Source organism: bacterium, from assembly GCA_021372615.1.
Taxonomy (GTDB): Bacteria; Armatimonadota; Zipacnadia; order Zipacnadales; family UBA11051; genus JAJFUB01.
Map to the genome: position 1 here is coordinate 40522 of JAJFUB010000090.1, position 22622 is coordinate 63143.

Genomic DNA, 22622 nt, shown 5'->3' on the forward strand with positions numbered 1-22622 from the left:
TAGGGAGGCACTATGCTGCAGATTGGTTTCGCTGAACAGGACATTACCCCCCCGCCGGGCCCGCGCATCGCCGGGCACTTCCGGGACCAGGCCGTGGAGACCGTCCACGACCCGCTGTTCGCCCGCGCGATGGCCATTACCGGGAGCGGGCCGTCGGGCGAGGAACTGACCTTCGTCCTCATCACCTGTGATGTGCTCTCCCTGCGGCGTAGCACCGTTCTCGGCGCTCGCCAGCGCATTGAGGAAGCCACCGGTGTGCCGGGCACGCGGATCACCATCAGCGCCACCCACACCCACACCGGCCCCGCCGCTGCCCGCATCTTCTGCATGGACCCCGACCCGGACTACGTGCAGTCGCTCGCAGGGCACATCGCCGCCGCCGGCATCGCGGCCCTGCAGCGCCGGCAGCCGGGCACGCTGACCGTGGCCTACGGCTTCGAGGGCAAACTGACCCAGCAGCGCCGCTTCATCATGCGCGACGGCACGGCCCGGATGCACCCCCCCAAGGGCGGCAAGGACATCCTGTACCAGGAAGGGCCGGTGGACCCGGAGATCGCGGTACTGTGGGGCGAGGACGCCACGGGTGCGCCGCTGGGCTGTTGGGTGAACTTCGCCTGCCATGTCAACACCGTGGGTGGCACCAACCCCATCTCCGCCGACTACCCCGGCTACCTGGCCGCGGCGATGAAGGCCCGGCAGCACGAGGGCTTTGTCACGCTGTTTGGCAACGGCTGCTGCGGGAACCTGTGCGCCATTGATGTGTATGACCCCGACCGGGACGACCGGGGGCACGAATGGGCTCGCACAATGGGCGAGCGGCTGGCCGACGACGTGCTGCGGGCGCTGGCCGACGGGGAGAAGCTGGCCGACCCCGTGCTCGATCACCGCAGCACCGTCATTCCCATGCCCATGCGCCACGTCCCCGAGGAGCTGCTGGCGTGGGCGCGCGACTTCCTCGCCGCCGCCGACGAGAACACCTCGTTCACGGAGCGCTGCTATGCGCAGATGGCGCTCGAGATGATGGAGATGCAGCGCACGGAGCCGCTCGTGAGTGCCGAGGTGGACGCCTTCCGCCTCGGCGACTACGGCCTCGTCACGCTGCCGGGCGAGATCTTCACCGAGTTTGGCCTGGACATCAAGCTCAAGTCCCCGGCGAAGCGCACCTTTGTGGTGGAACTGGCGAACGGGATCGTGGGTTATGTACCGACAAAGCGCGCCTTCGAGGGCGGGGGCTATGAGCAGCGCACCGCGACCTCCTCGAAGCTCGATCCGGTGGCCGGGGAGATGATGGTGGCGGTGGGCCGGGCGCTGCTGGAGTCCATGTTCCGGTAGTATGGTGTACCGTGATTTGCTGTCACACCCCGAAAGGTGACACCCGCATGAGACTGACTGTCCGCTGTCTGCTGCTGGTTGTGCTCTGTGCCTCCGTCACGCTGGCCCAGCCGCTGTTCGACTACGTGGCGGCGCCGGATGCCGCCTACAAGTGGGAGAAGGTCAGCGAGGCCGATGGCGCGATGGGCTGCAAGATCATCACGCTCAGCCTGACCTCGCAGGTCTGGCAGGGGATCACCTGGACCCACCAACTGGTCATCGTGCAGCCGCCGAAGCTGGACAACTGCCAGACCGCGGTGATGCTCATCAACGGCGGGAAGATGGGCGACAAGGAGCTGGCGATGCTGGCCATGCTGGCTGCGACTGTCTCCGGGCCCATCGTCTATCTGGGCGACATCCCCAACCAGCCCCTGTTCAACAACCTGCGCGAGGACGCGCTGATCGCCTATACCTTCACGCGCTACCTGGCGACCCACGACGCGACCTGGCCGCTGCTGTACCCGATGGTCAAGTCGGCAGTGCGGGCCATGGATGCGGTGCAGGAGTACACGCAGCAGAACTGGCCGCAACGGGTGGAGAAGTTCGTGACCACGGGCGCCTCCAAGCGCGGCTGGACCACGTGGTTCACCGGCGAGGTAGACCCGCAGCGCGTCGCCGGCATCGCCCCGATCATCTACAACAACCTCGACATGCCCGCCCAGATGGCGCTGCAGAAGTCCTCGTACGGCGTGTACAGCAGCCAGATTGACGACTACACCGCGCTGGGGCTGCCCGACCTGCTGCAGACCGAGGAGGGGCGGGCCTTCGGGGCCATGGTGGACCCCTTCACCTACCGCGACAGGCTGACGATGCCCAAGCTGCTGATCCACGGCACCAATGACCCGTACTGGGTGCTGGACTCCGCGAACATCTACTGGGACAAGCTGCCGGGGCCCAAGTGGGTGCTGAACCAGCCCAACATCGGCCACGGGATTGACTTCATACGGTTCCTGCCCGCCGAGGGCGCGTTCTACCTGTGCTGCGCGGGCCGGCAGCAGTTCCCTGAACTCAACTGGCACTTCCAGCGCGACGCCGGCAGCCTGAAGCTAGGGGTCATCACGGACATCGCCCCCAAGCGTGTGGCGCAGTGGACGGCAACAGCCCCGACACGCGACTTCCGCCCCTCGAAGTGGGAGAGCAAGGTGCTGGAGCAGGCCGGTGGGCAGTGGCTCGCCGAGGTAGCGAAGCCACAGACCGGCTACGCGGCGCTGTTTGTCGAGGTCGTGTACGACATGGCGGGGCGCGAGGTGCCGCTGAGCACGGGGATCGAGATCATCGGGCCGTAGGGGCCATGAGAGGGCACACATGCGCGCGATTGCTCTGCTGGGGATCGTCCTGGCCGTCACTCCTGCCTGCGCCCACTGGGAGACGGACAACCCGGCCTTCGCGTGGGCTACGCCGGGGCAGGTGCGGTGGCTCATTGACTACTCCAAGATGGAGCAGCCGCATGTCGAGCTGATGCTCGACGCGGGCTTCACCTTCCTGCAGGGCGGCGGCTTCGCGCCCGAGGCCCTCGGGGCCGTCAAGGCGCGCCCTGGCGCGCACTCCATGCAGTACATCTGCAGCCGCACGATCTACCACGAGTTGCTCTTCCCCAAGTATCCCGAACTGAAGGACGCCGCGATCCTCAACCCCGACGGCTCCTACAAGATCATCTACAACAACCCGAAGCGCTATGCGGGGTGCTGGAACCGTCCGGCGTGGCTGGCGTACATCAAGCGCCTGATGGACGACATCAAGGCCCGGGGCGTGGACACGATCTTCTTCGACAACCCCATGACCTGGGCGTGTTGCTGCCCGACGTGCCAGGAGCTGTTCGCGCACTTTGCCCTCGAGAAGACTGGCCAGCCGCTGAAGCTCGGGCAGTTCGGCAAGCCGAGTGAGTTGGAGAACTGGTTCACGCTCGACACGGCGGTGCGCTTCTGGACGCAGATCCGCGACTACGCCCACAGCCAGGGCATGTTCATCGTCGCCAACAACATGACGTACTGGCTCATCAACCAGGGCCTCACGGATGGGGTCTTCTCCGAGGGCAATGGGCACGCGCCCTTCCAACAGGACATCGCGGCCTACAAGATCGGGCTGGCGGTGTCGCACGGCAAGCCCACCGGCATCCTCGACTATGTCCCGCTGAAGGTCATGCAGGCTCGCGGCAAGACGGCCTTCAACGCCTCTACGGGCTCGGGGGAGAAGTGGACCGGCGCGCCGATCGCCGAGGAGTTCCAGGTGGCGTTGGCGCAGGGAGCCGCGTGCGGCGGCAACTACATCGCTAACTTCTCGCTGGAACTGGGCCGACGCATCGAGCAGATGACCGTGCCCGAGGACCGGAAGATCGTGGAGGGGCTGAAGCTGTACAACGGCTTCCTGCAGGCGCACCCGGAGGTCTATGCGAAGGCGCAGCCCGGCTCCCCGGTGGCCGTGCTCTTCAGCCTCACCGCCGGTCCGCGTGAGGGCGAGATCCTGGGCCACAAGCGCGGTGCCTTCAACAGCATCCTGTGGGCACTGCAACAGCAGGGGGTGCCGGCCGAGGTGATCGTCGAGGACGACCTGCAGCCGGCGCGTCTGGCGGGCCTGAAGACGGTCATCCTCAGCGACGTGACCGTCCTGGAGCCCGAAGCGGCCCGCGGGCTGGCGGGTTTCGCCAAGGCCGGTGGCACGGTGATCGTCGCCGGCGCGACGAGGGTGCGCGGGAAGTACGAGCCCTCGACGCAGGCCCGTCCCCTCTCCAGCGTCTTCCCCGGGAGCCGCGAACTGAGCCTGTCGGTCTACCTGCCCGCCGACTTCAGCACCGATGCGGGCTATGTCGCCCAGCCGCCATGGCTGAAGGTGGACAAGGAGGTCGGCAACGCCACCGCGATGTTCCGTGGCGCGCCGGGGAAGTACCGCCTGGTGCTCTCGTACTTCGACGAGAGCGACGGGCAGGGCAGCTTCGAGCTGCTCGTGGACGGCAAGCAGGTCGGGCAGTGGCAGAACACGGCCGATGACGACACGACCCACACGCACACCGCCACGGGCGTGGCGCTCAAGACCGGCTCGCAGATCACGGTAGTGGGCCATTCGGGGGGCGGCGAGTACGGTCGCTTCGAGCGACTCGTGGTGATGGGCGAGACCGACGGCGGGAACATCGTCGAGATGAAGGTGGGGAAGGGGAAGCTAGTGCAGGCACTGACGCCGCTGCCGCAGTTGGTGGCAGAGGACCTGGAGAAGCTGTGTGCTCCGCTCCGCCGACTGCTGCCCGTTCGCGTAGGTGCGGACGTCCCGGACGCGCCAGCTTCGCGCAAGCGCCTCCTGAACCTCACGCGCGGCACCGACGGCGCCCTGTGCGCCCACATCGTCAACTACGACTTTCGCTACGACGACAAGCTCGCGCTGCAGAGCATCGAGCCGACGCCGGCCATGACGCTGCAGGCGCCCGGCGTCAAGCAGGCGACGCTGCTCACGCCGGAAGCAGCGCCCCAGGTGCTGCCGACCAGGAACGGCCAGATCACGGTGCCAGCGATCCGCATCTACGGTGTCGTCGTCATGCGCTAGGGGTCTGTAGGACGGGGGCTTGTACCCCGCCCAGCCGTTCGGCGATCGCTGCTCGGGGCGGGGTACAAGCCCCCGCCCTACAGCCCCGGCCCCTCACCTCAGCCACAACACCGCCGTCTCGCCCGGCCCCAGGCGCACCGTGATCGTGCTGCCTTCGCGATTGGTCTGCACCGGGACCGGGCAGCCGCCGGGCACCAGCACATCTATCGCTTCCTTGACCGGCTTGCGTGAGTAGACGTGGGGCGTCACGGGGTAGTCCACGCTGCGGTTCAGCAGGAAGAGATAGCGCTCCCCGTCCTCCGTCACCCGCAGCAGGCCGCCGGTCACTTCCGCCCCCGACGCCGCCTCCACCCACTTCGGGAAGTCCATGTAGTCCTCGAGCCCCGCGAGGGACGGGATGAGCCACGCATGGCCCTGGCCCGTCGCGATGTCCTTGCCGCCACGCCGCAGGTCAGTGGTCGTGTGGTCGGCGCCCAGCGTCTTCGTCAGCAGGCCGCACGGCCGCGCCAGTTCGTCGTAGGTCCCGTTCTCGCCGATGAGGATGAGCAGCTTGCCTCTGGCCTGCGCGAAGTCCACCAGTTGCTGCTGCAGGCGGGCGGCCATGTACTTGCCCGCCGGGACGATGACGACATTGAAGTCGCTCAGCTTCGCGCGGCCGTCGAGGACGTACTCCTCGGGCAGCAGCTCGTAGCGGATGCCCCACCGGAACAGGGCGGCGTGGATGCTGAGAATCTGCGCGTAGGCGTTGGCATCCGGCCGCTCATTGCGCATCGTGGCCGAAGGCTGCAGCACCAGCGCGTGCGCCGGGGCGATGCGGCTGTGGGTCAGCACCCAGTCGAGCTGCTCCATCTTCCGCTTCGCCACCGCCAGGCCCGGCGCGCAGTAGCGCACCGTCGTCAGGTCATACTGCGGGTTGAACCAGTTGCCGTTGTACTGGAAGAGATACGAGCCGGCGGTGTAGGCGTACCACTTCATCTGCAGCGTCCGCCCCCACATGCAGCAGTCGCTGATGTGCTTCTCCAGCCCCCGGCGCTGGGCGCGCTCGTCCCACACCCGGTCCCGCTCCTCCTGGCAGCCCCAGAAGTCCTCCATGTAGCCGAGGCCCTTGTTCGCGTAGCGGTTGAGACTGCTCAGATAGACGTGTCCGAGCTGCATCTGCGGCGCGCCGCGGTGGTAGGAGAGCACGTCGCAGGTCTCGAAGAGGCGCGCCCCGTTGATCTGGTTGAGCAGCCCGCTGTGCCGCGCCACGACGGGCTTGTCCGGGTCGGCGGCCTTGAGGCTGTCGTAGATGAGCTTCAGGTACCCCAGGTAGGCTTCATCGCGGAAGGCCTCGAACTCGGCGACCAGCGGCGTGATCTCTTTGCGCCCCAGGTACGCATCGGGTGGCGGCTGGATGGCCGCGAAGTCGGCGTAGTTGGCGCCCCACTCCTGGTTCAGAGCCGCGATCGTCTGGTACTTGCCCTGCAGGTACTGCCGGAAGGCCACCTCGCCTTGCGGGCCGTAGCCGGTCTCGCGCACGCCCTTGTCGGTGGTGAAGGTCGGGTACGCCTCCTGGTCCACCTCGTGGAAGAGCACCCGCGGCTCGCGCTTGCAGAAGGTCGCGTACTGCGTCAGGTAGTCCTTGATGTACGCCCGCACCGCCGGGTGCAGCCAGTTGAGGCTGTGATTGCCCCCGCTGCTCTTGCCCTGCAGGCCGTCCTGGGAGAGCTTGAAGAAGTCCGGCTCGCCCTTGTGCTGGTCGAGCAGCCACTGGGGCGCGTACAGGTACTCGTGCAGCCCGAAGCTCAGATAGCCGAAGGTGCCGGCATAGCCCAGTCTGGTGAGGTTGTCACAGGCCTCGGTGACATTGCTGAAGTCCACGTCGGCGGGGGTGTGGACCTTGGGCGATCCGGGGGCGGCACTGTGGAACTCCAGGTCGAAGGGCTTCTCCCAGGCGCTGAACTGCGCGGGGCTCCAGCACCCGAACAACAGGCGGTTCATGCGCCCGTTCGGCTCGATGGCGCGGACGGACCGCTCCTGCCTCCCGAAGTGCCTGGGCAAGTTCACCTTGGCCGGGCGCAGGCTCGCAAGCTGTGCCTCGAGGTCCTTCTTCAGAGCCGCGAGTGTCCCGGAGAGTCTATCCGCGCTCGTGCTGAAGGCGGCATTGTCCGCCTCGGTCTTGCTCTTGAAGGCGGCGATGTAGGCGCCGTACGTCGTGTTGAGTTGCTGGTCGCTGGCCTCGAAGCGCTGCCGCAGGTCGGCCGTCTGCGTCGGCTTGCCGACGTAGTAGGCACACCGCTCCACATCGCGGAGCAGGCTCTCGACGAAGGCGGACTCGAACACCAGGGCGTTGTAGCGGGTCGCCATCTGGAAGATCGTGTCATTGTCCGCCTGGTGCTTGGCGTAACGGCTGAGCGGCCCGCCGCCGATCTCCACCCCGATGGTCTGGTTGGTCCACACGTCCGCCTTCAGCTCGGAGGGCGAGCCCAGCTTCTCCAGGATCACGTTGTCGAACCACACGCGCCCGACGGCGTACTCGACCGAGAGCAGGAGCTGGGCCTGCGTGCCATCGTCAGGAGTGACGACGAGGCCGGCCCGCTGTACCCACTCCCCCAGCCGCGTGGTCTTCACCTGCGCGGGGTAGCTGCGGTTCTTGATGACCCCGCTCTTGGGGTCGCGCCAGTTAATGACCATGCCGATGGCGCTGTCAGGCACGGCGGGGTCGTGGCGGATGTGGACGCCCAGTCGGTACACCGTCTTGGGCTCCAACGCCAGCAGCGGCGCGCACGCGAAGGCGCGGTCGCCACTGCGCACTGCCGTGATGCGCAGCGACTGGCGCCCGTGCTGGGCCGCGGTGGCGTCCAGTTCGTACTTGGACTGCGAATCGTCGGGCCACTGGGTCCAGCCCAACGCCGGCTCCTCGAAGTCCTGGTTGGCGAACCGGGCCGGCCCCTGGGCGAGCGCGCAGGCGGCGGCAAGAAGAACGACGGCCATGGGGAAGCAGAGGCGCATGGGGTATCCCTCCGTGACGGGTTGCCGGATTGGGGACAGCCAGGATGTGACCGGCTCAGGCATCAGAGGTGGGCAGCAGCCCGGCCAGTGTGTCCAGCAGCTTGGTGAGGCTGAAGGGTTTCTGCAGCACTGCTCCGGCGCCTAGATCGGCCATTTCCTGGCGAAGCTGCGGATCCAGCTTGCCGGTGATGACGACCGTGGGCAGCGGGGCCGCAAGCGCGCGGGCCTGCCGCACGATGGCGACGCCACCGGCGCCGGGCATCATCAAGTCGGTGACCACCACGTCGAAGTCGCCCTCCCGCAGGGCCCCCATGGCCTCCTCGGTGGAGCGGGCCGGGGTCACGGTGTGGCCGAGCTGCGTGAGGGCCGTGGCGACGGCCTTGCGGACATCCGTCTCATCCTCGGCGAGCAGTATGCGGGCAGGCCGCGCCCTGGCCGCCGTCATGGGCGCCGGGGTCTCGGCCGCGGCGGCGTTCTCGTCGAGGAGGGGCAGCCGCACCACAAACGTCGTCCCCTGGTGTGGCTCGCTGCGGACGTCCATCTGTCCACCGTGCGCCGTCACGATCCCGTGTGACACTGACAGCCCCAGCCCGGTACCGTGCGGCTCGACGCCCGGCTCAGCCCGCTTGGTGGTGAAGAACGGCTCGAAGACGCGGGCGAGGTGCTCGGGCGCGATGCCCGTGCCGGTGTCGCTGACGCTGATCACGAGGCTCCGCGGGGCCTCAGGGATGGGGGCGGTCGCGATGCTCAGGCGTCGGCGCCCCAGCGGCACCCCCGCCCCGGACATCGCCTGGACGCCATTGATGATCAGGTTGAGCAGGACCTGTTCGAGCTGTCCCGGATCGCCGTGCACCCGTGCCCCGGGCAGCCGATTGTCGCGCTCCACCGTCACCTGGGCGTTCTCGCACTGGCGCCGTGAGACCGCGAGGGCGCGCTCGATGATGTCTTCGACGGCCACTGGTTCGCGTCGCGGCTCGCGTGGCCGGGCGAAGGCCATCAGGTCGGCACAGGTGGCGCCGCCCCGGCGGGCCGAGCGCAGGACCACTTCCCTGAGTTCGCGGGACTCCTGGGGATCGCTCGGGTCGGCCATCTCGGCCTGCAGCAGCATCGCCGCCAGCAGGTTGTTGAACTCGTGGGCGACCCCGGCGGCAAGTTGCCCCGCCGCCGCGAGCCGCTGCGCATGCTCCATCTGCTTGCGGGTGGTGATGTCCGTCGCCAGGGCGATCACGACATCCTGGTTGAGGTAGGTGCCCTTGTACAGATGCACATCGCACGGAAACAGATCACCGCTGGCGCGGCGTCCCCAGAACTCGAACTCCTGCAGCTCGCCGAGGAAGGCGCACTGGATCTTCTGGCTGATGTCCGCGAGGTCGTTCTTGCCGGGCGCCGCGATGGCCTCGAGGGTCTTGCCGACGAAAAAGTCACGCGGGTATCCGAACATCGCCTCGGCGCCGTAGTTGGTGTCGAGGAAGCGCCCCTCGCGGTCCTGAATGTAGATGGCCTCATCCACGGCGTTGAACAGCTCGTGGTAGCTGACCTCGGTGGCGCGAAGGGCCTCCTGGGCGTGCTCCTGGGGCGTAATGTCGCTGATGAACAGCAGGCGGCTGGGCGGGCGCCTGCGGTGGCGCTGCAGGAGGAAGAGACGCAGCTCGTACGTCCGCTCGTTCCCGGCCGTCCCCATGTTCTCCTTGAGCCGGTGGACGCCCTCATCATCGCAGTAGGCGCGCACCTGCGGCCAGCAGGGGAGAACGTGTTCCACCGGCCAGCCCAGTACCGCGGCCACCTCCCGGTCCAGGATGCGCTGAGCGGCGGCGTTGAAGTCCACGATGCGCTCGTACTCGTCCACGACGACCACACCGTCGCTGATGGCCTCGAACACGGCGTCGCGAGCCACGGGAGCCAGGTCCAGCAGCTTCATGCGGAACAGCGCCCAGGCCAAGGCCAGGCCGCTGATGGTGAAGGCGGCCGGAGTGCAGTCTACGCCGGGCAAAGGCCCAAGGCGCAGCAGGTAGCAGACATTGGTGACCCACGGGGCCAGGGCGGCCGCCAGGACGACGTGGCCCTGGGCGCGCTGGCGCGGCCCGGCCCGCACGACGGTATGGATGATGATCCCCAGGGCGATCAGGATCAGCGCGTACGAGTAGGTGACGTGCAGCCAGTACGCCGGCCCGGGGCTGGGGGTGACGGTGACGAGGCCGCCCAGGTCGGTGAGGCGCACCGCCGCGTAGTACAGCAGGTGCAGCTCGTTGGTGGCGACCAGCACGACGGTGAGCGCGGGCACGACGAACAGCGCGGCGAGGCGCCGCTGTGTCAGCCAGTCGGTGCGGTTCGCATAGTGGAGGGCGAAGATGAGGAACGTCACCGGCACGGTGGCGATACCGAGGTACTCGACCTTGACCCACTGCATCGCCACCGTGAGGCTATGGCTGGCCATCTCGGCGGCCACGCCCAGCGACCAGACGGCGACGCTGAGCATGAGGGCTTCGAGCGCGCCGGCCATGGGCATCTGGCGCCGGCGCCAGGCATAGTGGGCGGCCAGAATGGCCGCCAGGCCTGGCGCCAGGATGATGATCGGATAGGCGTACGGCGGCATGGGCGTCTCTCAGGCCTGGAGAACCCGACTGAGCTGCGCGAAGACCTTCTGGAAGGCCGCCACGTACTGCTCCATCACGTTCAGGTCGTTCGGCGCGTACAGGTTGCGGATGAGCGCGTACTCATCGAGCCAGCGGCGCGTCTCGGGCAGCGGCAGGTTCGCGTAGCTGATGTCCTGGCGGGTGTGCGGGCAGCTCCACGGACAGCCCTTGCCATAGCCGTCCTTGCTCTGGAACAGCACCATGTCCGGCAAGGCGATGCCCCACCACTGCCGCACATCCACGCCCTCGGCGTTCAGCGCCGCGGAGACCTTCTCTCGGAACTGCCGGGCCGGCATGTCCACCCCCACCTGCTCGGGCTTGAAGCGGATCGGGTAGTTGTAGAAGACGTGCTCGCACCCCTCCGGCTCCGCCGGCGGCTCGACCCCCGGGATCTCCGCCAGGTGCTGAGTAAGGTATCGGCCATTGGCCTGGAAGACTTCAGTGTAGTAGTCGAGTTTCGCCAGTTGCGCGCGCGCCAGAGCCGCCGGCAGGCCGGCGGTGCGGTACATCCAGCCCATCCCGTGGGCGTTCATGTCGCGCGTGCCGTCCGGCTCGTGGACCTCGCCGAACTGCCACAGCCGGGCCGCCTTCTGGAACACCTCCGGGTCATCGGTGCTCATCAGGCCGCCCTCACCGGCGGAGAAGTTCTTGTTCTGGTTGAGGCTGAAGGCGGCCGCTGCGCCCATGCTGCCGACCTTGCGGCCCTTGTACGTCGCCCCGTGGCTCTGGCAGCAGTCCTCGATGATGCTCAGCCCGTGCTTGGCGCAGACATCCAGGATCGGGTCCATGTCCGCCGCCAGACCGTGCAGGTGGGGCACGATGACTGCCTTCGTGTGGTCGCTGAGGGCCGGCTCGATGAGCTTGGGGTCCAGGCTGATCGTCACCGGGTCGATGTCAATGAAGATGGGGATGGCGTTGTGGTGCAGGACGCACGTGGCGGTGGAGGTCCAGCTAAAGGCGGAGGTGATGACTTCGTCGCCCGGCTCGATGCCCACGGCGGCCACGGCCATGTGCAGGGCGGCCGTGCCGCTGTTGGTGGCCAGGGAGTACTGGCAGCCCTGCCAGGCGTTCCATTCCTCCAGGAGCGCCGCGACTTCGGGCGACCCGGCAGTCAGGGAATCATGCTCCAGCGCCCGCAGCACCGCGGCGCGGTCCGTGTCGTCAATGACCGGCCACTTGCGGCACACGAGGTCGGTCGGAACGGCGGGAGTCCCGCCGAAAAGCGCGAGTTCGTCTGACATGTGAAGCCTCCCATCCAAAGGTGGGTATATCCAACACCGATCACGGGATTATGTCAAGCTGCCACATGTGCTATGATGGCCCGTACGGCCCCGGAGAGCCGTCTCAGCATGGACCCAGCACTCGACGCCAAGATCAAGCTCGCCCCGCACGAGCCGGGAGCCTACATCTTCCGCGATGAGGAGGGCCGGCCGATCTACGTCGGCAAGGCCGGCGACCTGCGCGATCGCCTCGTGCAGCACACGCGAGGTGACAACCCGGCGGGCTGGGCCGTCGTCATGCACGAGCGCGCCCGGGACGTCGAGTGGATCGTCACCCGCTCGGAGACCGAGGCCCTGCTGCTTGAGGCCAACCTCATCAAGGAGCACAAGCCTCCCTACAACATCCGGCTGGCTGACGACAAGAGCTACCCGTACCTGAAGATCACACAGGAGCCCTTCCCGCGCTTGCTGGTGATACGCGACCTGCCCCGGGACGCCCAGGTCCACATCCCCGGCGGGCGCGGCAAGGTCCGCCGCGGCTTCCACGACCCCAAGCGCCACGAGGTGTACGGCGTTGGTGACGGGCTGGTTTTCGGCCCGTATCCCACGGCCGCGGTCATGTGGAAGATGCGTGACATCGCCGGGCAGGTCTTCGGCCTGCGTCATTGCCGCAAGACCCTCGACCCGTCCAGGCCCCTGCGCCCGTGCCTGAACTTCCACATCAAGCGCTGCGTCGGGCCCTGCCGTGGGGAGATCACGCCTGAGGAGTACGACCGGATCGTCGAGCAGGTGGTGATGCTGCTGGACGGGCGGACCGACACGGTGCGGCAGGAGTTCGAGGAGCGGATGAAGCAGGCCGCGGCGGAGCTGGACTTCGAGCGGGCTGCGACCTACCGCGACCGGATCAAGACGCTGGAGGCCGCCTCTGAAGACCAGTTGGTCAACGCCGCCGAGGAGCGCGATCAGGACGTGCTGGCCGTGGCCCTGGAGGGCGATTTCGGGGTCGTGGACCTGTTCCCCGTCCGTGCCGGACGGATGCTGGGCCCCGAGCACTTCAGCTTCTCGCATGTGCGGGGCCGCTTGCCCTCCGAGGTCATCGAGGCGGCGATGATGGTGCACTACAGCCAGCACGTGACCCCACCCCGCGCCATTTTGCTGCCTGAGCCGCTGCCGGAAGCGGCCGCCTGGGAAGCGATGCTGTCGGACTTGCGCGAGGGCAAGGTGGAGTTGCTGGTCCCCCGGCGCGGTGAGAAGCGCCGGCTGGTGGAGCTGGCCGAGAAGAACGCGCAGGTGAACCTGGCCCAGGTCCTGGAGGAACGGGGCCGCAAGCGCGAGGAGAACCTGGCGGCGCTCAACGACCTGGCCGAGGTGCTGGAGATGGCCGCCCGGCCCGCGCGCATCGAGTGTTACGACATCTCCAACCTGCAAGGCCAGGACGCCGTGGGCTCCATGGTGGTCTTCACCGACGGACTGCCAGACAAGCGGCGCTACCGGCGCTTCAAGATCCACCTGGAGGGCAAGCCGGACGACTACGCGATGATGGCCGAGATGGTGCAGCGGCGGCTGCGGCGGGGCATGCTCGGGGACGAGAAGTTCCTGCCTCTGCCCGACCTGCTGCTGGTGGACGGCGGGAAGGGGCAGGTGAGCACCATCGCTGCGGTCTTGGAGGAGGAGGGCGCTGCAGGGATGACGCTGGCGGGGCTGGCCAAGCGCGAGGAGGAAGTCTTCGTGCCGGGGCAGTCCGACCCCGTGGACATGACGGAGCACCCGCGCGGGCGCTTTCTGCTCCAGCGCGTCCGCGACGAGGCGCACCGCTTCGCCCACAGCTACCATGAGGGCCTGCGGAGCCGCACCATCACGCGCTCGCAGCTCGACATGGTACCCGGCATCGGCCCCACGCGCCGCGCGGCCCTGTTCCGCGCCTTCCCCTCACTGCAGGCCATGAGCGAGGCCTCGGTCGAAGAGCTGGCGGCGGTGGAGGGCATGAACCGCAAGGCGGCGCAGACGCTGCACGAGTTCCTGCTGGACGCCGCGCACGAGGCCAGGCCGTTGCCGGGGCAGGAGGAGTAGACCGCACGGCTCAGGCAGGAACCCCTCTGCGCCACGTGGAACTCCCCCTCACACTCCCCACCCGAGGTGCCCCATGCTTCGTCTCCTCTCGGCCGTCCTGTTGCTCGCTCTCGCGCTGGGCCTGGCCCAGGCTGCTCCGAACATCTATCCCGACCCCTCCTTCGAGGCCTCCGGCGTCGCGGGCGTGTCCCGGACGGGAGAGCGCGCGGCGTACCTCAAGGTGGGGCCGCGCGATCACTGGAGCGCCTTCGGCAACGGGGCGGTCACCGTCGAGCCCTTTGCGCGCTACAGGGTCGCGGTGTGGGTGAAGGCCAGACTCGGCAAAGGCGGGTACTCGGCCCCCTTCTGCTACAGTTGGGACAGCTATGAGTGGGCCTTCTGTTCGTCCCGGCCTGCTCCCGCCACGGACGAGTGGAAACAGTCGGAGCTGACTTTCGTCACCCCGAACAGCACCATGTACGTGCACCCTCTGGCCTACATCGAGGCCGAAAACTGCGAGGGCTGGGCCGACGACATCGTCGTGGAGAAGATCGCCGAGCCGGCACAGGTCATGGCCGAGATCGCGGCCAAGACGAAACGGACCGACGACGAGACACGCCTGCTGGGACGCTGGCTGGTTGTGCAGGGGGACCTCGCGGGGGCTGCGAAGCTCATGGAGCAGGCCACGGGCCTCATCCACGCCGACCTCGCGACGGTCCTCGCCCGCGCCACTACGGACCCGACCCGGCGGCGCCCCTACGTCGTGCAGGTCGTGGCCTACGGCGGGCCGACCTACGCCAAGGGCTATGAGGTCTTCACCGAGATCACGGCCGACATGCCGGGCGAGCGCCGGGGCATCGCCCTGGAGGCGTTGAAGCTGAACCCGAAGGACCAGCGGGTGGGCCGCTCGGCGCAGATGATCCTGTCGGCCAACCAGGCCACTGACCCGCTGGCGAGCACCGGCGAAGGCCTGGAGCAGGTGCGGCAGTCCCAGGCCGCCCTCCAGGCGGCGCTGCAGGACCTGCCGGCGGACTCCCCGGCCCGGGCAGAGCTGCAGAAGGCCGCAGCGAAGCTGGGCGAACAGGAGGCTCTCTTGCAGAAGCGCGCTTCCGAACTCGGCAGTTGCACCATCCGCCTGGGCGGCAAGACCCTCGATCCGCAGACCGCCGCCATCGTGATCCCGGACGACCCGACCGCGCAGGAGTGCTACGCCGCGCGCGACCTCCGCTATCATCTCGAACTTGTGACCGGCAAGCTGTTTGCCATCGCCCCGGAGAAGGACGCCAAGCAGGGCCTGTACGTGGGCAAGACGCGCAAGGCGCTCGCGGCGGGCGTCAAGTTCGACACGCTGGGGCTGGAGGGCATACAGCTCAAGAGCGCCGGCTCGTCGCTCATTCTCGCCGGCAACCAGCGGGGCGTGCTGTACGCGGTCTACACCTTCCTGGAAGACAACCTCGGGTGCCGGTGGTTCACGCCGGACTGCTCGACGTGGCCGAAGACCGGCACGATCAAGGTAGGCAAGCTGGACCGCCGGTACATTCCGCCGCTGGAGTTCCGCGCGGGCGACTACCCATGCGCCCGGCCGGGCGACTTCGGCGTGCGCTGCCGCCTGAACGGCAACAACCACCAGATGACCGTGGAGCAAGGCGGGCGCAAGGGCGTTCACAGCCTCGCCCACACCTTCCAGAGCCTGTGCCCGCCCGAGAAGTACTACGCCACCCACCCCGAGTACTTCTCGCTGATCGGCGGCAAGCGTCAGTCAGGCTATGCGCAGCTCTGTCTGACCAACCCCGAAGTGCTGAAGATCTGCATCGCGGGCGTGCGGCAGTGGATCAAGCAGCACCCGGACATGAAGGTCTTCTCCGTCTCTCAGAATGACACCCACTACCCGTGCGAATGCGACAACTGCAAGCGCATCGTCGAGGAAGAGGGGAGCCAGGCCGGCCCGGTCGTCCGCTTCTGCAACGCCATCGCCGACGACATCAAGGACGAGTACCCGGACGTGGCGATCGAGACGCTGGCCTACCAGTACACGCGGAAGCCGCCGAAGATCACGAAGCCCCGCCCGAATGTCATCATCTGCCTGTGCAGCATCGAGTGCTGCTTCATCCACCCGCTCGGCGATGACCCGTTCAACAAGACCTTTGCCGACGACATCCGCGGCTGGAGCAAGATCTGCGACCGGCTGTGGATCTGGGACTACGTCATCAACTACGCCCACTCCATCTGCCCGTTCCCGAACCTGGAGGTCCTCAAGCCCAACATCAACTTCTTCATGGGCAACGGGGTGAAGGGCATCTACGAGGAGTCGTGCTACTACACAAAGGGCTCGGAGTTGCAGGAGCTCCGCAACTACATCATCGCCAAGACGCTGTGGGACCCGAAGTACGACACGCAGAAGGCGATTGACGAGTTCTGCGCGGCGTACTACGGCGCCGCCGCGCCGCAGGTGCTGGCGTACCTGAAGCTCATCCACGAGTCGGTGCAGCAGGTGCCTAAGCTGCACGTGCAGATCTACACCCACCCGAAGGTCTACGTCTTCCCGGATGTCATCAGCCGGGCCAACGTGCTGTTCGACGAGGCTGAGGGGGCGGTGGCGAGCGACCCCGTGCTGCTGCAGCGCGTGCAGGTCGCGCGGCTGCCGATCATGTACGCCCAGATCGTCCTGGGCACCTCCGGCTCGTTCGTGGAACGCGACGGCAAACTGGTGCAGACCGAGGGGCAGGATGTCAGCAGCCTGCTCGACCGCTTCGGTCAGATCGGCCATGCCGCCGGCGTGACGAAGGTGCGGGAGGGCGGCGGCAGCTCCGACCTGGACGGCTGGCTGGCGTCCGTGCCCCGCCAGCCCCGGGAGCTGCAGATCGTCACACTCCGCAACAGCCAGCTCAAGGTGGACCTGATCCCGGCGCTGGGCGGACGCATCTGGCGGATGACCTACCTGCCCGACCAGCGGGCGCTCATCCGCGTGGCGGGGACGCCGGAGGCCCTGTCGCCCGCCGAGGGCGGCTACGAGGAGTACAGCCAGGGCGACTATCGCTCCGCCGGCTGGAGCGAGAGCTACATGGCCAGCGACAAGACCGACCGGTCGGTGACGCTCAAGGGCGTCCTGCGGAACGGGCTGGCCCTGCAGCGGAAGCTCGAACTGGCCCCCGACGGAGCGGTGCTGACGATCACCTCGACCCTCACCAACGGCAGCGCCCAGCCGGTCGCAGCCTGTCTGCGCAGCCACCCGGAGTTCGCGGTCAGCTCGACCGAGCAGTGCTCCGTTCGCGTGCTGAAGGCCGACGGCAAGACGGTGACGATCAAGCTGGCGAACCCGTCAGACCCCAAGGCCGAGCGCGACCAGTGGCTGCGCGAGGACGAGATGCCGGCGGGCCAGTGGGAGATCGTGGATGCCGGCACGGGCCTGACGCTCATCAACCGGTTCGAGCGCGCGGACGTCGCTCAGGCGCTGCTCAACCGCGCCGGCCACCAGTCCCGCGTGAACCTGGAGCTGTTCGGCCGCGAAGTGACGCTCAAACCCCAGGAGAGTGTCAGCCTGCGCCAGAGCTTCGAGATCAGGAAGTAGGGGCGGCAAGCGGCAAGTGGATAGGCAAGGAGTGAAATAGCCAGAGCCGTGGGGTGTCCGCCGTAGCCCGTAGGGCCGAAGTGGATACCCCACGACTCCCATCGCGTCAGCGACTCATCGACTCAACGATCCGTCAACCCACCGCACCATGACCCCCACCTCCCTGTACATTCATCTCCCCTTCTGTCTCTCCAAGTGCGCGTATTGCGACTTCAACTCGATCGTCGCGGACGAGCGCCAGCGCGAAGACTACTATGTCGCGCTGCTGCGGGAGATACGGCGTTGCGGCGGGCACTACAACGAGCGCCTGTTTCACACCGTGTACCTGGGGGGCGGCACACCTACCGTGTACGACCCGGGGCACCTGGGCCAGTTGCTGGACACGGTGCGCCGCTCGTCCCATGTCGCTCCGGACGCGGAGATCAGCATCGAGGCCAACCCGGGCACCGTGACCGCCCAGGGGCTGCAGTTCCTGCGTGAGATGGGGTTCAACCGGCTGAGCCTGGGCGTGCAGTCCCTCGACGACGCCGAGTTGCGGCTGCTGGGGCGACGGCATAGCGCCGAGCAGGCGCGCGAGGCTGTGGCGGCCGCCCGGGCGGCGGGCTTTGACAACCTGTCACTCGACCTCATCAACTGTCTGCCCGGTCAGAGCCCCCAGGCCTGGCAGAAGACGCTGGATGAGGTCGTCTTCTGGGGCCCGGAACACGTGTCGTGCTACGGCCTGAGCATCGAGGAGGGCACGCCGCTGCAGCGGCAGGTGTCCCAGGACCACCTGGAGCCTGCCGGGGAGGCCGTGGCGACCGAGATGTACGAGCGCACCCACCGGACCCTCACGGCCGCGGGGTACGAGCACTACGAGATCTCCAACTACGCCCGGCCCGGCCGGCGCTGCCGGCACAGCGAGAACTACTGGCGCAACGGCGAGTACGCCGGCCTGGGCGCCGGGGCCACAAGCTACCTCAACGGCTTCCGCATCAAGAGCGAGCCCGATCCGCGGCGCTGGGCCGAGCGCGTGCTGGCGGGCCTGCCGCCCGCACTGGTGCAGCGAGAGGCGCTGGATGAGCGCCGTCGCGCCCTGGAAGTGCTGATGCTGGCCCTCCGGACCAGCGACGGGCTGGACCTGCACACTTTCTGCCACGACTTCGGGTTGGATCCCAGCCGCTACGAACTGCGGGTGCAGGCGCTCATCGAGGCGGGGCTCGTCGAGCCGGAGCGAGAGCGGCTGGTGCTCACCCCGGTCCAGGGGTTCCTACTCCACAGCGAGATCGTACAGATGTTCATGTGAGGTGCGTGGGGTGCATGGGGGGAGTGGGCAGGAGAACGAGGCAAGCCCGCGGAACAAACCAGGCTACCTCTGACTCTACAATCTTGACAGGTGTCGCCGATTCCGCCACACTACTTGTGATCCATCCCAAAGAGGGTGTCCACATGGTCATGCCACAGAAGCTCTGGGTCGTCGCCATCGCCATCGGTGCCATGGCGCTGGCCGCTGTCTGCTACGCCGACAGCGAACTCACCATCTACGGCGGCAGCCTTGACAAGGTGACTCTGGCCCCCTGGGGATCGGGGAAGATCAAGCAGGACAAGGCCGAGAAGCTCTTCTCCAAGGACAGCCTGCGTGTGGACACAACGGGCTACCACGAGGGCGGGTCACTGCGGCTCAAGGAAGCCTCGGACATCACCCCCTTCCTGGGCAACCGGGAGGGATCGTTCCTCGTCCTGACCGTCAAGCCGCACGAGACGCCCGTGGCGACCCAGCCGCTGCCCGGCGCTGGCGGCATGCCGGGGATGCCTGGCGCCGAGGGCATGCCGGGGATGCCGGGCGCTCCCGGAATGCCGGGGATGCCGGGGATGCCGGGGATGCCCGGAGCGCCGGGGATGCCCATGGAGCCAGGTATGCCGGGTGCCGGGATGCCCCCCGGAATGCCGGGTGCCCCTGGGATGCCGGGTGCCGGGATGCCCCCTGGAATGCCAGGAGCCCCCGGGATGCCCGGGGCGCCGGGGATGCCCATGGAGCCGGGTATGGCGGGGATGCCCGGGATGCCGGGAATGCCCGGGATGCCGGGAATGCCCGGAATGCCAGGCATGGAGGGGCAGATGCCCGGCATGGTCCAGCCCCAGGTCGAGACCAGCCCCGCGATCACCAAGGTCCGCGTCGTTCTGGTGACCGACAAGGGGCAGATCGCTTCCGAACTCGTGCCGATTGACACCACCCAGGAAGTCACCGACGGGTGGTACCGCGTAGCCATCCCGTTCGCGAAGATGGGCGGTCCCGGCGCTGCCGACGCCAAGGAGTTGCAGGCCGTGGCGATCTTCGGCGACGCGAAGGACTACATGTGGGTGGGGCGGGTGCAGATGCTGAGCGAGGCCCAGCCGCTGAAGGCCGAGATCGGCGAGAACCGCACGGTGAAGATGAAGGAGGAAGTCAGCTTCACCGCTGCCGACCAGCCGAACAACGCTCCCGCGCGCTACCGCTGGGATTTCGACGACTGGGACGGCATCCAGGATGACGCCACCGGCCGCACAGCGACCTGGAAGTTCATGGAAGAGGGGTTCTACACCGTGACCCTGACCGTCACCGACCCCGGCAACCAGAAGCTCACCCAAGTCGCCCATGTGGACATCCTGGTGAAGAAGTAGACAGAAGACCGCGGTCCCGGTAGACACCACTGAAGCCCTCCCTTCCCGGAGGGCTTTTGCTTGAGGCGCCCCATGCACGCACTCACGCTCACAGGCGGCTTCGTCGTGGATCCGGGCAGCGGCTTCGCCGCTCCGGCCGATGTGTTCATCGCCGACGGTCGTGTCGCCGCGGTGCGTCCGCCGGGCGAGCAGAGGCCAAACGGGGAGACGCTCGACGTCGCCGGGCGGGTCGTGGCTCCGGGGCTGGTGGACATCCATGTCCACCTGCGCGAGCCCGGTCAGACGCACAAGGAGACGATCGCCAGTGGCACCCGGGCCGCCGTTGCCGGGGGCTTCACCACGGTCTGTTGCATGCCGAACACTGACCCATCTCTGGACCGCCCCGAGCGCGTTCGGGAGGTGCAGGAGATCATCCGTCGCGATGCCGCCTGCCACGTCCACGTCATCGGGGCGATCAGCCTCGACAACGACCCCGACCGCCCCTCCGACGCCCTGGCCCTCAAAGCCGCCGGCTGCGTGGCGCTCACCGACGACGCCTTCCCGCTGCCCGAGCAGAAGCACCGCCGGCAGGCCCTGGCGGCCGCCGCTGCCGCCGGACTGCCCTTCATCGCCCACTGCGAGGACAAGTCCCTCAGCCGTGGCGCGCCGATGAACGAGGGCGCGGCGAGCCACCGCCTGGGCGTTGCCGGCCAGCCGGGACGCGCCGAGAGCCTCGCGGCCGAGAGCTGGTTGGAGCTCCACGACCTCGGTGCCCGCCTCCACCTGGCTCATGTCTCCACGGCAGAGACCGTCGCGGCGCTGCGCCGGGCCATGCCGCACTGGCAGGGGCGTCTCTCGGCCGAGACGGCCCCCCACTACTTCGCCCTGACCGATGAGGCAGTGCTTGAGCACGGGACCGACGCGAAGATGAACCCGCCGCTGCGGTCGGAAGCCGACCGCCAGGCTGTGGCGGCGGCTGTCGCCGAGGGCCTCCTGTCGGTGATCGCCACCGACCACGCCCCGCACACGCCGGCCGAGAAGGCCCTGGGGCTTGAGCGGGCGCCTTTCGGCGTGGTAGGCCTGGAGACGGCGCTGGCCGTGACCCTCACGGCCCTGCCGGAGGGCCTGGGGCTGCCGCAAAGGCTGCTGCCGCTGACAGCTACACCGGCGCGGGTGCTGGGGCTGCCCGCCGGAGGGCTGGTCCCGGGAGCTACTGCGGACCTGGTCATCATTGATCCGCACGCCTCCTGGACGGTCCAGCCCTCCGCTTTCCTGTCCCGCGGGCGGAACACACCGTTCGCCGGCGAGACCCTTACCGGCCGGGTCTGGGGCACGGTTGTGGGTGCATCGGTGGTGTACCACGACGGCAAGGCCGTGCCGTGATCCGGCCCCGAGGATTGCCTTTTGGGGGTGTCTTGTACTAAAATATCCGTCTAGCGGGGGCGTTCCCGGGGCCTGTGAGGTCGTAGCCTACCGAATTGCCTTGGAGGGTGCATGAATCTGCCGTGGGCTGAAGAGCTGGCCATAGACGTCGGCACCGCGAACCTCCACATATCCCTGAAGCAGGGGGGAGTGGTGGTGCGGGAGCCCGCTCTGGTGGCCTACGCTGAAGGCCGGCGGCGGCCGGTCGCGTTCGGTCTGGAGGCCCGGCGGCTGCAGGAGCGGGCAGTGGAGGGGGTGCGCGTCGTCCAGCCGATCCGGGAGGGCGTGATCGCGGACTTTGACGCCGCCGTCATGCTACTGCGGCACTTCATCCACCAGGCGTTGGGGCGGCGCCCGATGCTCAACCCCGTCGTCGTGACGGCCTGCCCCACGGGGGCGACGGCCGTGGAGCAGCGCGCCCTGCAGGACGCGATCCGCGCGGCCGGCGGAGGTCGTATCCTGGTCATCCAGAAGGCTCTGGCAGCGGCCATTGGCGCCGGCGTGTCATTGGACACGATTGAGACACAATTCGTCGTGGATATCGGCGCCGGGGCAACCGACATCGGCGCCGTCTCGATGGGGCTCTTGACGGCGGGCGCCTCGCCGCCGGTCGCCGGCGACCGGATTGACGAGGCCATCGTGCGGCACGTCAAGCGTACTCAGAGCATCCGCATCAGCACCACCACCGCCGAAGAGATGAAGATCCAGGTCGGCGCCGTGGACCCCCTGCTTAGCGGCAACAACAGCGGCTTCTCCACCTCAACCGACGAGCTGCAGGCGTACGACGTGAGCCTCGACGACATCCCCGCTGTGGTCGCAGCGACGCTGCAGCCGGTATACGACGAGATTGCCTGGCTCATCGAGGAACTGCCGCCCAAGCCGCGGGCCGAGCTGGGGGCCAATGGCATCGTCCTCACCGGTGGCACAGCGCTGCTGAAGGGCCTGGCTGAGCACATGGCCGAGTGGCTGGGGCTGCCTGTGCGTGTGGCTACCGACCCCATGTCCTGCACCGTCCTGGGGCTGCAGTCCATCGTCAATGACATGCAGGCCCTGTCGCTGGGCGGGCGTCGGTTCGGCACTGTCTCCTCGATGTTCTAGGTCATCGCTCCACTACCGCTGCAGCACCCCACCCCGCAGACAAGAGCCGCACCGGCAGCAAGGGCCGCGCACGTGCATCTACGCCTTCTGGCGGGTGCCATTGCGCTGAGCGGCAGGCCG

12 protein-coding genes are annotated in these 22622 nt (G+C 68.0%); 9 read left to right on the plus strand and 3 right to left on the minus strand.

The window, feature by feature from the left end; genetic code table 11:
• Nucleotides 1-12 precede the first annotated feature (12 nt).
• Genes LLH23_13355 through LLH23_13365 form a run of 3 tightly spaced genes read left to right on the plus strand, consistent with a single transcriptional unit; the run spans nt 13 to nt 4902 of the window.
• Nucleotides 13-1332 carry a hypothetical protein gene (locus LLH23_13355; GenBank protein ID MCE5239457.1) on the plus strand — a complete coding sequence of 440 codons (1320 nt, stop codon included), beginning with the start codon at nt 13-15 and terminating at the stop codon, nt 1330-1332.
• A 47-nt stretch (nt 1333-1379) separates the two neighbouring features.
• Nucleotides 1380-2657 (plus strand): PhoPQ-activated pathogenicity-related family protein, encoded by a 1278-nt coding sequence (locus LLH23_13360; protein MCE5239458.1) that lies wholly within the window; start codon nt 1380-1382, stop codon nt 2655-2657.
• A 19-nt stretch (nt 2658-2676) separates the two neighbouring features.
• Nucleotides 2677-4902, plus strand: coding sequence for a hypothetical protein (locus tag LLH23_13365; GenBank protein MCE5239459.1), 2226 nt, complete (start codon nt 2677-2679; stop codon nt 4900-4902).
• A 93-nt stretch (nt 4903-4995) separates the two neighbouring features.
• Here the strand turns inward: LLH23_13365 and LLH23_13370 are convergent, their stop codons facing one another.
• Genes LLH23_13370 through LLH23_13380 form a run of 3 tightly spaced genes read right to left on the minus strand, consistent with a single transcriptional unit; the run spans nt 4996 to nt 11767 of the window.
• The gene (locus LLH23_13370) at nt 4996-7893 is read right to left on the minus strand and encodes a beta-galactosidase (protein ID MCE5239460.1); all 2898 of its coding nucleotides are present in this window, start codon (nt 7891-7893) and stop codon (nt 4996-4998) included.
• 55 nt (nt 7894-7948) lie between these two features.
• Entirely contained in the window at nt 7949-10486 is a 2538-nt protein-coding gene (locus tag LLH23_13375; protein ID MCE5239461.1) for a PAS domain S-box protein, read from the minus strand.
• 9 nt (nt 10487-10495) lie between these two features.
• Nucleotides 10496-11767, minus strand: a complete 1272-nt coding sequence (locus LLH23_13380) for a DegT/DnrJ/EryC1/StrS family aminotransferase (protein MCE5239462.1) — start codon at nt 11765-11767, stop codon at nt 10496-10498.
• A gap of 108 nt (nt 11768-11875) precedes the next feature.
• Here LLH23_13380 and uvrC point away from each other — a divergent pair, with 108 nt between their 5' ends.
• The 6 genes from uvrC (at nt 11876) to LLH23_13410 (ending at nt 22502) form a co-directional block, all read left to right on the plus strand.
• Nucleotides 11876-13816 (plus strand): excinuclease ABC subunit UvrC, encoded by a 1941-nt coding sequence (gene uvrC / locus LLH23_13385; GenBank protein MCE5239463.1) that lies wholly within the window; start codon nt 11876-11878, stop codon nt 13814-13816.
• Between the two features lie 73 nt (nt 13817-13889).
• Entirely contained in the window at nt 13890-17363 is a 3474-nt protein-coding gene (locus LLH23_13390) for a DUF4838 domain-containing protein (GenBank protein MCE5239464.1), read from the plus strand.
• Nucleotides 17364-17511: 148 nt separating this feature from the next.
• Nucleotides 17512-18648: a radical SAM family heme chaperone HemW gene (gene hemW / locus LLH23_13395; GenBank protein MCE5239465.1), complete on the plus strand. Its 1137-nt coding sequence runs from the start codon at nt 17512-17514 to the stop codon at nt 18646-18648.
• Between the two features lie 143 nt (nt 18649-18791).
• On the plus strand, nt 18792-20003 hold the full coding sequence (locus LLH23_13400; protein ID MCE5239466.1) for a PKD domain-containing protein: 1212 nt from the start codon (nt 18792-18794) through the stop codon (nt 20001-20003).
• Between the two features lie 72 nt (nt 20004-20075).
• On the plus strand, nt 20076-21365 hold the full coding sequence (locus LLH23_13405; protein ID MCE5239467.1) for a dihydroorotase: 1290 nt from the start codon (nt 20076-20078) through the stop codon (nt 21363-21365).
• A gap of 111 nt (nt 21366-21476) precedes the next feature.
• Nucleotides 21477-22502, plus strand: a complete 1026-nt coding sequence (locus tag LLH23_13410; protein ID MCE5239468.1) for a rod shape-determining protein — start codon at nt 21477-21479, stop codon at nt 22500-22502.
• Nucleotides 22503-22622 lie beyond the last annotated feature (120 nt).